11 protein-coding genes are annotated in these 11,234 nt (G+C 50.8%); 1 reads left to right on the top strand and 10 read right to left on the bottom strand.

Annotated elements, in window-relative coordinates:
* Positions 1–79 precede the first annotated feature (79 nt).
* On the top strand, positions 80–781 hold the full coding sequence (locus tag AAH187_RS06610) for a SurA N-terminal domain-containing protein (protein WP_342347653.1): 702 nt from the start codon (positions 80–82) through the stop codon (positions 779–781).
* A 189-nt stretch (positions 782–970) separates the two neighbouring features.
* On the opposite strand, the gene queA is transcribed toward AAH187_RS06610, so the two are convergent.
* The 10 genes from queA to ilvC form a co-directional block, all read right to left on the bottom strand.
* Entirely contained in the window at positions 971–1,993 is a 1,023-nt protein-coding gene (queA, locus tag AAH187_RS06605) for a tRNA preQ1(34) S-adenosylmethionine ribosyltransferase-isomerase QueA (protein WP_342347652.1), read from the bottom strand.
* A 28-nt stretch (positions 1,994–2,021) separates the two neighbouring features.
* Positions 2,022–3,218 (bottom strand): SpoIID/LytB domain-containing protein, encoded by a 1,197-nt coding sequence (locus tag AAH187_RS06600; RefSeq protein WP_342347651.1) that lies wholly within the window; start codon positions 3,216–3,218, stop codon positions 2,022–2,024.
* A gap of 9 nt (positions 3,219–3,227) precedes the next feature.
* Positions 3,228–3,467: a DUF2905 domain-containing protein gene (locus AAH187_RS06595; RefSeq protein ID WP_342347650.1), complete on the bottom strand. Its 240-nt coding sequence runs from the start codon at positions 3,465–3,467 to the stop codon at positions 3,228–3,230.
* 15 nt (positions 3,468–3,482) lie between these two features.
* Positions 3,483–4,496, bottom strand: a complete 1,014-nt coding sequence (locus AAH187_RS06590) for an aspartate-semialdehyde dehydrogenase (RefSeq protein ID WP_342347649.1) — start codon at positions 4,494–4,496, stop codon at positions 3,483–3,485.
* Between the two features lie 164 nt (positions 4,497–4,660).
* Entirely contained in the window at positions 4,661–5,875 is a 1,215-nt protein-coding gene (locus tag AAH187_RS06585; protein WP_342347648.1) for a hypothetical protein, read from the bottom strand.
* 4 nt (positions 5,876–5,879) lie between these two features.
* A complete protein-coding gene (leuB, locus tag AAH187_RS06580; RefSeq protein WP_342347647.1) occupies positions 5,880–6,953 on the bottom strand; it encodes a 3-isopropylmalate dehydrogenase in 1,074 nt (357 codons plus the stop codon).
* Between the two features lie 148 nt (positions 6,954–7,101).
* The gene (locus AAH187_RS06575; RefSeq protein WP_342347646.1) at positions 7,102–8,649 is read right to left on the bottom strand and encodes a 2-isopropylmalate synthase; all 1,548 of its coding nucleotides are present in this window, start codon (positions 8,647–8,649) and stop codon (positions 7,102–7,104) included.
* A 57-nt stretch (positions 8,650–8,706) separates the two neighbouring features.
* A complete protein-coding gene (gene pssA, locus AAH187_RS06570) occupies positions 8,707–9,477 on the bottom strand; it encodes a CDP-diacylglycerol--serine O-phosphatidyltransferase (protein ID WP_342347645.1) in 771 nt (256 codons plus the stop codon).
* Positions 9,474–10,139 carry a phosphatidylserine decarboxylase family protein gene (locus AAH187_RS06565; protein ID WP_342347644.1) on the bottom strand — a complete coding sequence of 222 codons (666 nt, stop codon included), beginning with the start codon at positions 10,137–10,139 and terminating at the stop codon, positions 9,474–9,476. Before AAH187_RS06565 ends, pssA begins: the two co-directional genes overlap by 4 nt.
* Positions 10,140–10,172: 33 nt before the next feature.
* Entirely contained in the window at positions 10,173–11,189 is a 1,017-nt protein-coding gene (ilvC, locus tag AAH187_RS06560; protein WP_342347643.1) for a ketol-acid reductoisomerase, read from the bottom strand.
* Between the last annotated feature and the right edge of the window lie 45 nt (positions 11,190–11,234).

The following is an 11,234-nucleotide window of genomic DNA, read 5'->3' as shown; positions in this document are numbered from 1 at the left end:
CCCACTCACTTGCCTTTCCCGTTGCCGGCCCTTAAAATTTCGTCATGGTCATCAAAGAAATTCTGAGGAGGCAGGACGCATGATTCGAATTATACGCGAGGGTTCCGCAAAATACCCCTGGATTCTCAAGTTTCTCATTCTGGGCATCGCTGTCACTTTTGTCATTGGCATGGGTTGGTATGGGTACGATTCCACTCAAGGTAACGCCGTGGCAACCGTTGGCCCCTATAAGGTCTCCAAGGATGAATATCTCCGGACAAAGCAAGGTTACTTCCGATTCTATCGGGACCAACTCAAACAAGAAGACGTAAAAGAAGAGACCATTCAGCAACTCGCCCTCGAGGGATTGATCACCACAAAATCCTGGCAATTACTGGCGGATGAAATGCATTTGGCTGTCTCGGCTCAAGAACTCCACGATGCGATTGTGAACCAAAAAGATTTCCAAAAAGATGGCGTCTTCGATTCAGAATATTACCAGCGAATCTTGGCGGCCAACCGGATGAAACCCCATCAATATGAGGAGCAACGCCGAAACGAATTGCTGGCGGAAAAAGCGAGACTGCTCGTCTCGGAAGCGACAACACTCACACCGACAGAAATGAAAGAAGTCAAAGAACTCGCTGATCGACAAACGCTTGATGGGGCCGAGCCCGATCTCACCGTCTTAGAACAGATTCGCCTTCAATTCCTCATGCAAAAGAAACAACGAGCCATGCAGGCCTTCCAAACCGCTCTTCGAGCCCGTGGGGACGTCACAATTTACGAGGAACTGTTGTAAGAGGCAGTTTCCGGCCTTACCCTGCAAATCTATATCTGTCTGAAGTCCTCCCACTGACTCAGCTGGGGATTCAATCCACAGACATATGCCCCCTAATCATCCGTCTTTACCACAAACCCTTTACTATAGGTAAGATAGCACCTGCAGAGAAAATCACTTCCGGATTCCTCACTATCTCTGCCAACGCTATTATTCATGAATAAGCATGGCGTCGCCATAACTATAGAACCGATAGCGTTCGCGTACCGCATGAGCATACGCTTCCCTGGCCTCCCCTAATCCCGCAAACGCCGAAACCAACATCAAAAGAGTCGTTTCGGGAAAATGAAAATTAGTCAGAAGCCCATCAATGACCCGGAATTGAAATCCTGGCAGGATAAAGAGGCGGGTCTCTCCCGAACAGGCCCTGATCTCTCCGGTCTCATCTAGGGCCGACTCAAGACTTCGTGCCACGGTGGTCCCGACAGCGATAATTCTCCCGCCTCGCTTCTGAACTTCACAAATTCTCCTGGCGGTCCCCTCTGACACTTCGAACCATTCCGGATGCATGACGTGACGCTCCACATCCGTCGCCTTGACAGGCTGAAAGGTTCCGGGTCCAACATGCAGAGTGATCGTGGCCGTCCCGATTCCATTTTCTGCCAATTGGGTAATCAATTGGGGCGTAAAATGCAGTCCGGCTGTTGGCGCGGCAATAGCCCCCTCTACCTTGGCAAATACGGTTTGATAATCCTCTTGATCGCGTGCAACCGGTTGGCGTTTCAAATACGGAGGGAGCGGGATTTCTCCATGAGACAGGAACCATGCTCGCAAAGTACCTGGGCCAAGCCAATGAATCACGGTTCGACCAGGCTCTTTTTCCACTACCTGCGCACGGGCAGAACCCGCACATTCCAGAATCTGTCCAACTCCCACTCTCCCCTGAATGAGGACTTCTGCATGGTCCTCACCAATTTCTTTGACAAACAGCAATTCTACCCGCCCCCCACTTGGTACCTTCTTCGCCCAGAGACGTGCCGGAATGACTTTGGTATTATTGACCACGAGTAAATCCCCAGGTCGTAATGTATTGGGCAGATCTTTGACTTGCCGATCGGTGATCTCTCCGGTAGATCGGGTCAGCACCAACAAACGGGCATGATCCCGTGGATGAACCGGATATTTGGCAACCAGGGTCTGGTCAAAGGGAAAGTTGAATTGGGAAAGATCCATGACCAGGAAAGGAAAGAAGACAACAGAGTTAGTCAGCTGCAGTAAGGATCACGCGGTCCAGAGGAAGAAGTTTTGTGTGGGGATAATAATGTCGGATAATTGATTGGTAGTCATACCCTAATTCGGCCATCTCGCGCATGCCCCACTGACACATCCCCACGGCATGTCCCGCCCCATGACCCACCACCACCACTTCCTGCCCCAATGATTCGATGGAAAATTGAGTACTGAAAATTTTGGAGTATCCGACCACTCGCCGCAAGTCTTGCCCCCGCAGGATAATTTCTCCACGAGAATGAAGCAGGCGCACACGATCGACTCGCCCGGAAGGCGTGAAGGTATAGGGTGTAAAAGTTGCGATTTTGCCAACGTTATACCCTTCTTTGAGCAGTTGCTGCTCCAGAAAGTCGAAGGAAAATGATGTACGCCAATCATACCGTGGGGCTTGCTCATCAAATGGACAGTCGACTCCTTTGAGATAGGGAAGGTCCAATGCCCACACATATAAGGCATCCTCGGTGGGACCAGCAGCCGTCGACGAATAGGCCGCGAAGATGGGACGATTGTCATACGTCACCACTTGGCCTCTGGTGGCCGCAACAGCCTGAAGCACGGATTCAGCTCGTACGGAATGGCCATGATAGACTTGATCTTGCACACCAGCGACCACATCGAACGATTGCTGTTGGTTTTCAATTTTCTTGTACAACACATAGGTTCTGGCAGCAACGGCTTGGGCTTTCAGAGCTTCCAATGGCCACTTGGCCCCGACTTCACCCGAAACCACGCCTGCGACATACTCTTCAAGATCAATCCAGTTAATCAAAGCTAATCCAGACGGGTTCGATTGAATTTCAAGTGGTCCGCGTACCACCCATTCTGGCCCTGAATTGCTGGGCGCAGACGTTTCCTGCTTCGTCTCCACTCTTACCTGATAGGTGCCTGCTGATCCCTCAACCCACAGATGTGAATCCGCTACGGGACGGTCATTGAGCAGCAGACCAGCACCTTGCATTCGAATAGTCACTCGCCCTGAAATATGAAATCTTTTCCCAGAGGCCAGGCGGAGGAAAAATGAATCCGCGGATTGGATGGACAGGACCTGGGCAGCATCGGCAAGACCAACGCGAATAGCTGGCTCAGCAGCCTCAACGACCGGAGGGTACAACATGACCCAACTGACAAAAAGCAGCACAATGCCGATGCGATGTTCCACACACACCATAACTCTTGCCTACCGCCGGAAGAAAAAATAAAGCATCACACTTCCGACCACACTGATAATGATGCTGGTCGCAAGAGGAAAGTAAAACGTCACATGATCCCGTTTGATAATACAATCGCCCGGCAACCGGCCAAGCCATCCCCATCCGCACTCAGCGTTTGACCATTTCCCCATGGCAAGAAATAGAAGCCCCAACACCAGAAAGATACACTCCATCAGGATCAGGGCTTTTCCCACTCCACTCATCATGCCGACTCTCACGCATTATCGTATAAGTTCCTCGGCGATTTGTACGGCGTTGAGCGCAGCACCTTTTCGCAAATTATCCGCCACAATCCACACATTCAGCCCATTGGGCACCGATTCATCTTCCCTCACTCGTCCTACAAATACAGCATCGGTCCCCGCCACGTCGATCGGCAGAGGATACAAATTGCGACCGGGATCATCGTAGACCTGAATGCCTGGAGCGGCGGCCAGTATGGCTCGAGCATCATTGGCGCTCAGTTTTTGCTCCGTTTCAATATTCACGGACTCCGCATGGCAGATAAAGACCGGGACCCTGACTGTCGTCGCCGTAATCGGCAAAGACAATTCACCCAGTATTTTTCGGGTTTCGTTGACCATTTTCATTTCTTCTTTGGTGTATCCATTCGGCAGAAAATCATCAATATGGGGCAAACAATTAAAGGCAATCTGATGAGGATAGACCGCCACTTTGGCTTCTCCAAAACTGAGTAGTTGACGAGACTGTTCAACGAGTTCTTCCATCGCATCCTTGCCGGTTCCGGAAACGGATTGAAACGTCGTGACAATAATCCGTTTGATTCGGACTGCATCATGCAAGGGTTTCAGGGCAACGACCATTTGAATGGTGGAACAGTTAGGATTGGCAATCAGTCCCTGATGTCCCGAAAGAGCATGGACATTCACTTCGGGCACCACGAGCGGGACCTTGGGATCCATCCTCCAGGCTGAACTATTGTCTACCACCACGGCTCCCGCCTTGACAGCTATCGGACCGAATTCTTTGCTGATACCGGCTCCTGCCGAAAACAAGGCCACATCTACACCCTCGAACGAGTTGTGTTCCAGTACCTTCACATGAAGGGTTTCACCGCGAAACGTCACCTCATTGCCTTCGGACCGTGCCGAGGCCAGAGGTATTAATTCCCCAACAGGAAAATCCCGTTCTTCCAAAACTTGAATCATTTCCGTTCCAACAGCACCGGTTGCTCCAACCACCGCAACCGTATAGGCCGATTTTTTCTTCATCATGTCAGGCTCACTCCCTCAAGAGAAACACGGATGACACTAGATAATACGGATATCCTATCAGTTCAAAATGCTTGACTCAAAAATGACGAAAGGGAAGCCCCAGGCAGGCGAGCAACCAGAGGCAGAAAATCCTGGCACCCCCGTGATGGCCTCAGGAAATTTTCTCAGACAGGAATATAGCGGATGCGGTGATTAAAGGTATCGGCAATCGCAATATTGCCCATGGCGTCCACATCCACACCAAACGGAAAACTGAGGCTACTATCCGAAGCCGGGCCTCCATCACCACACCATGTCGATTGACCATTGCCTGCAACAAGGGTCATTTCCTTTTTCCTGACATCCCACTTCCGGATTAAGTGATGATCGGAATCCGTGATAAGCACATGTCCTTGTGGTGTTATCGCGATGCCATAGGGCCTGGCCAACGACTGAGACTGGTCATTTACTCCCCGCTCGTAGCGAAACTCGGCGCCATCCCCTGCCACAGTGGATAGAAGCCCCGTGTTGTGGTCCAGCATTCGAATGCGGCTATTAAACGTATCAGCGATATAGAGATTTCCATCGTGATCGAGTGCCAACCCGCTCGGTCCCGCAAGCGCAGATTCCAGAGCAGGCATGCCATCCCCGGTGTATCCGGAATCTCCCGTGCCTGCGATGGTCGTAATCACACCTGATTCCAAATCCAGCATACGAATGCGATTATTACTCTGATCGGCAATATAGAGGCGTGCACCATCCAGGACTAATGCCACCGGTTCATTCAACGAAGCGGAAATCCCGGGACCACCGTCCCCCGTCCATTTCGACTGACCGTTCCCGGCCACGGTCTGGATAATCCCCGTTTGGGAATCTACCCGTCGAATACGATGGTTCCACGTGTCGGCAATAAAGAGGGTCCCTGCCGCATCAACGGCAACGGAGGAGGGAAAATTTAATTGTGCACTCGTGGCCAAATCCCCATCTCCGGCAAACCGATCTTTGCCAATCCCCTTTCCGACGATGTAGCGAACCGTTCCACTCAGGTCAGGGGTTTGAGAGTAGCCCTGGCCCGGAATCTCTTCCACATCCGCAAGAGGATCAATCTCCTCATCTACGTGAGAAATTGGAGATAGAATCGGTGCTTGTGGATTTTCCCCACCGACGCGGCGGGTTCCAACACACCCGGCTACCGTTTCGATGACACCAGTCGAATGTATCAGTCGGCGAATGACGTGATTTTCAGAATCGGCAATCAGGAGGTTGCCTTCAGCATCAAAACACATATTCTTGGGTTCATTCAAAATTGCTTGAGTCCCTAATTGTCCGTCGCCCTCATACCCAGACTCTCCCGTCCCCGCTATTGTGACAATCTGCCCACTCTTCCCTTGCCCAATCATCTGTTTAGTGTCCTAACTGCTTTAGGATGTGATCGCCCATTTCAGCGGTTCCAACCAGCATACACCCCTGACTCTCAATATCTTTCGTGCGATATCCCTGCTCAAGAGTCTTCTGAATCGCCGACTCAATCATCTCGGCTTCTTTCGTCAACTCGAACGAATAGCACAACATCATGGCTGCGGAAGCAATGGTCCCAATAGGATTGGCGAGGTTTTTACCGGCAATATCCGGAGCGCTCCCATGGATAGGCTCAAACATTCCCACTGTCGCTCCGACGCTGGCAGAAGGGAGCATGCCTATCGACCCGGTCAACATCGCCGCCTCATCACTCAGAATATCCCCAAACAAATTGGTCGTCACTACCACGTCGAATTGCTTGGGATAGCGAACGAGTTGCATGGCACAGTTATCCACATACATGTGACGCAATTCCACATCTGGGAAACTCTGATGCACGTTGATTACTTCTCGCCGCCAAAGCTCGGATGACTCCAGAACGTTGGCCTTATCGATAGAGTGAACAAGGCTACGCCGCTTCCGGGCTGCCTGAAAAGCCACATCAGCGATCCGTCGGATTTCCTCCGTCGTGTAGACTTCAGTATTGAATCCCCGATGTCCTGTCGCCGTTTGTTCAATGCCTTTCGGTTTGCCAAAGTAAATCCCACCGGTCAATTCCCGAACAACCAGAATATCAATGCCCTCAACAACTTCCGGTTTTAGACTGGACGACCCGATTAACGCTGAATACATTTTTGCCGGTCGGAGGTTAGCGAAAAGTCCAAGCTGCTCCCGCAACCCGAGTAGAGCACGTTCCGGCCGACGCTCATATTCAAGTCCCTCCCACTTCGGTCCGCCCACAGCTCCCAAGAGGACGGCATCACTCGATTGGGCCAGCTTCAGGGTCTCGGCCGGCAACGGAAACCCTGTTGCGTCAATCGCCTCCCCGCCAACCTTCCCATAGGTAAAGGTAAATTGATGCCCACATTTTTGGCCAATGGCCTCAAGAACCCGAATCGCCTGTGGCATAATTTCAGGCCCGATTCCATCACCCGGTAATACGGCAATCCGTTTATTCATGATTCCCCCGATAATAGGATAAACATCTTTAAATTAATTCCAGCAATAACTGCGTACCTGAAATGGTCTACCAGAAACTACATGCCCAAGAGCAATAAAATGGCAGGAAATGAGGGGCTCATTTGATTGGATGAAGGCAACGCTTTCTTCAACACAACCCGATTTTTTGTTCGGCTCTGGCATGTCGTTCCGCCAAATCCGCCAATTTATTGAGCGCATTGAGGTAGGCCTGCGCAGAAGCAAGAATAATATCCGTATCTGATCCATGACCGGTAACAGTCTCACTATTTTCCTCGACGCGGACGGACACTTCTCCCTGCGCATCGGTACCACCCGTAATCGCTTTGACGATGTAGGCACGAAGAAGACTTTTGGTTTCAGTCAAGGCCGCAATGGTCCGATACACCGCATCCACCGGACCATCACCCGTACCCGTCAGTTTCGCGATACGCCCATCCATCATCAATTCCACCATCGCGGACGGGCGCTGTTCCAACCCACTTTCCACATGCAACCCCTTTAAGACATAGCGCTCAGGAACTTTAGTAATAGCCTTATTGACGATTGTCTCCAAATCCTCTTCAAATAATTCCTTCTTTTGATCCGCCAGACGTTTAAAACGTTCAAAGGCCTCTTGCAATTCCTGATCAGAAAGGGTGTACCCCAGGTTGGCCAGTTCCTCACGAAAGGCATGTCGACCAGACAGTTTACCCATCACCAATCGACTTTGGGTTAATCCGACGGATTCCGGCCGGATGATTTCATAGGTACTTTTGTCCTTGAGCAACCCGTCCTGATGAATGCCGGACGTATGCGCAAAGGCATTGGCACCCACAATCGCTTTGTTGGGCTGTACCACCATCCCGGTGATATTGCTCACCAAACGGCTGGCTTTGGAGATTTCCTCGGTGCGTATATTGGTATCGGACTGGTAAAAATCTGTTCGCGTACGCAGTCCCATCGCGACTTCTTCTAATGAGGCATTGCCAGCTCGTTCACCAATCCCGTTGATCGTACATTCCACCTGGCCTGCTCCCGCATAAATGGCGGCCATGGAATTGGCGACCGCCAACCCTAAGTCGTTATGGCAGTGGACGGAAATAATGGCCGTCTCTATCCCATGGACTCGTTCTCTTAATGTCCTGATAATCCGTCCAAACTCTTCGGGTGTCGTATATCCTACTGTATCCGGAATGTTCACCGTTCCAGCTCCAGCTTCGACCACGGCTTCTACAACTTCACAGAGATAGGTCAAATCAGACCGAGTGGCATCCATGGGAGAATATTCCACATCTTCAACGTAACCACGGGCATGGCGAACCATCTCCACCGCCCTCTTGAGGGCTTCATCCCTGGTCATGCGAAATTGATGCTTCAAGTGGATATCTGAAGAAGACAAAAACGTATGGATACGGCGTTTGGGTGCACCTTTGAGTGCCTCCCAAGCCCGGTCAATATCTTCAGGTTTCGCGCGGGCCAAGCTGCAAATGACCGGACCTTCCACTTCCTGGGCAATACGATGAATTGCTTCAAAATCACCAGGTGAACTAAACGCAAAACCGGCTTCGATAATATCCACATTCAACCGAGCCAATTGCTTCGCCACGAGGATTTTTTCTTCGATGTTCATGCTCGCGCCGGGAGACTGCTCTCCATCACGCAAGGTAGTATCGAAAATTCGAATCATACGTGTCATGGCTCATTTCCCCCACAGTTGCTCCTCATCCAAGGTCCCTTTTCCCCTGCCTGCCTGTCATTTGTGGAGTCCATCCGGCCCCACTTCTTCCGCAGGCTTTTTCCCCATCATACCCGCCACAAGCTTCCACCCTTGCTCTAAGACGCCCGAAAGGGCATAGGCGGCAAACACGACAAAGAGCATCGCCTGTGGATACGCTAAGACCGCCATGAGAATGAGGACAGCATACACCAAATAATTAAAGTGGTGATGTTCCTGCGTTTTTAATTCTTTCAGACTACGATAACGAAACGTACTCACCATGAGAAAGGCCAGCCCTAGGGTCAAGACGATCCCAAGAATAGGCTTCACCTGCTCTCCTAATGGCGCAACATGGTGATCGAAAATCACCAACGTAGCCATCACCCCTGCTGCACCGGGGATAGGAAGCCCGGTAAACGGCTTACCGTCTCCGCCAGTCGTCGCCAAAACGTTATGCCTGGCCAATCGCAAGGCACCACAAGCAACAAAGGCAAACATGACTGCGGCGCCCAACATCTTCGGACCACTGAGCGCCCACGAATACATCAGCAAGCCCGGAGCCACTCCGAAAGCCACGACATCTGCCAACGAATCATATTGCAGCCCGAAATCACTCGTACTTTTCATTAGACGGGCTGACGTCCCATCCAACACGTCAAAAACGATCGCCACAAGAATCGCAATGGCCGCAGGCCCATAATCGCCACCAAAGACAAACAAGATAGAGGCTAGGCCACTAAAAAGATTTCCAGTGGTCAGAAGATTGGGAATGAGATAGACGACCCGTCGTTTTTTGGGTTGTTTCATGAAGGCTCCACGCATGGCAACTCCGCCACGATGGACGATCCCCCCTTCACTTTTTCGCCAACCTTGACTTGGATGGCACTATCGTGAGGAAGATACAAATCCATCCGAGATCCAAACCGAATTAGTCCAAACCGTTCGCCTACTTCAACCTGTTCACCGGGCTTGACCCAACAGACGATTCGCCTGGCAATTAAACCGGCAATTTGCACGCAAAGTACTTTTTTCCCATCGGAACGCCTGAGCATGAGCGCATTTTGCTCATTTTCCGTTGAAGCCTCCGGACGACTGGCTACTAAAAACTTCCCGGGAGCATAGACGACATCCTGCAGCAATCCTGTAGCAGGCATCCGGTTAATATGGACATTAAATACATTTAAAAAAATGCTGATTCTGATACTGGGTTCTTTGAGAAATCGGTGTTCAAATTCCTTTTCCACCGCTACGACTGTTCCATCACCCGGAGACACTATGAGATTTCTCCCCTGAGGAATCGTTCTGACCGGGTTTCTAAAAAACCAGGCAGTAAACAGGGTCAACGATCCCATCAGGCATGTGAGCCAAACCAACCCGGCCAGCCAACATCCAAGGGTCAGAAGGCCTCCACCTGCAATAAAGGGGACGCCTTCTTTGGCAACAGGAATCCCTCTCGCCTGATCAGCCATTAGGAATGGGTCTCACGTCCCGCAACCTTCTCATCAATTTTTTTGTTTATCCACAAGCTGATCTTTTTGCAGCCAGGGCATCATGCCTCTCAACCGTGCACCGACTTCTTCAATGGGGTGCTCTTCTCCCCTTCTCAAGAGTGCATTATACACTGGCCGGTTCGCTTGATTTTCCAGAACCCACTCTCTGGCGAATCGACCGCTTTGGATTTCCCCCAAGATCTCTTTCATCACTTTCTTGGTCTCATCCGTCACCACTCGTGGACCTCGTGTCACATCACCATATTTGGCCGTCGTACTAATAGAGTATCGCATATTGGCAATCCCACCCTGATAGATGAGATCCACAATCAGTTTTACTTCATGCAAACATTCGAAATAGGCCATTTCAGGCGAATAACCAGCTTCGACCAATGTTTCAAACCCTGCCTGAATCAGCGAGGTGATCCCTCCACATAAGACCGCCTGCTCTCCAAAAAGATCCGTTTCCGTCTCTTCCCGAAATGATGTTTCAATAACCCCGGCTCTGGCTCCACCAATTGCGCAAGCATAGGCCAATCCAACCTTAGTCGTCTGACCACCGGGATCCTGGTGAATGGCTAACAAACAGGGAACACCCGTACCCTTGGTATATTCCGACCTTACCAGATGCCCGGGACCTTTGGGAGCCACCATAAACACATTCACATGGCTGGCAGGTTGAATTTGCCCAAAATGGATATTAAACCCATGGCCAAAGGCCAGATAGGCTCCCTGCTTTAAGTTTGGACCGATATCTTTATTGTAGATGGCGGCTTGTGCTTCATCGGGAGCTAACAGCATCACCACATCGGCACCTTTGACCGCATCTGCGGTCGGCATCACTTTCAACCCGGCCGCTTCAGCCTTATTCCATGACGAACCTTCTCGACATCCTACCACCACTTGAAGACCACTATCCCGCATGTTTAAGGCATGAGCATGTCCCTGGCTCCCAAACCCCACGACGGTCACCGTTTTATTGGCCAAAATTTGTCGATCTGCGTCTTTTTCATAATAAATTTTCATCATGCACTCCTCATAAAGATAATATAGTCCTTAGTCGTTCCTTCGATC

The sequence above is a fragment of the uncultured Nitrospira sp. genome (assembly GCA_902500695.1).
In the GTDB taxonomy this organism is placed as follows: domain Bacteria; phylum Nitrospirota; class Nitrospiria; order Nitrospirales; family UBA8639; genus Nitrospira_E.
The sequence above is the reverse complement of the archived record's forward strand: the minus strand, read 5'-3'. Positions and strand labels throughout refer to the sequence as shown.

Coding starts and splice junctions, on each gene's coding strand:
- AAH187_RS06610 (WP_342347653.1), top strand. CDS start 80: ATGATTCGAATTATACGCGAGGGTTCCGCAAAATACCCCTGGATTCTC.
- queA (WP_342347652.1), bottom strand. CDS start 1,993: ATGGATCTTTCCCAATTCAACTTTCCCTTTGACCAGACCCTGGTTGCC.
- AAH187_RS06600 (WP_342347651.1), bottom strand. CDS start 3,218: ATGGTGTGTGTGGAACATCGCATCGGCATTGTGCTGCTTTTTGTCAGT.
- AAH187_RS06595 (WP_342347650.1), bottom strand. CDS start 3,467: ATGATGAGTGGAGTGGGAAAAGCCCTGATCCTGATGGAGTGTATCTTT.
- AAH187_RS06590 (WP_342347649.1), bottom strand. CDS start 4,496: ATGATGAAGAAAAAATCGGCCTATACGGTTGCGGTGGTTGGAGCAACC.
- AAH187_RS06585 (WP_342347648.1), bottom strand. CDS start 5,875: ATGATTGGGCAAGGGAAGAGTGGGCAGATTGTCACAATAGCGGGGACG.
- leuB (WP_342347647.1), bottom strand. CDS start 6,953: ATGAATAAACGGATTGCCGTATTACCGGGTGATGGAATCGGGCCTGAA.
- AAH187_RS06575 (WP_342347646.1), bottom strand. CDS start 8,649: ATGACACGTATGATTCGAATTTTCGATACTACCTTGCGTGATGGAGAG.
- pssA (WP_342347645.1), bottom strand. CDS start 9,477: ATGAAACAACCCAAAAAACGACGGGTCGTCTATCTCATTCCCAATCTT.
- AAH187_RS06565 (WP_342347644.1), bottom strand. CDS start 10,139: ATGGCTGATCAGGCGAGAGGGATTCCTGTTGCCAAAGAAGGCGTCCCC.
- ilvC (WP_342347643.1), bottom strand. CDS start 11,189: ATGATGAAAATTTATTATGAAAAAGACGCAGATCGACAAATTTTGGCC.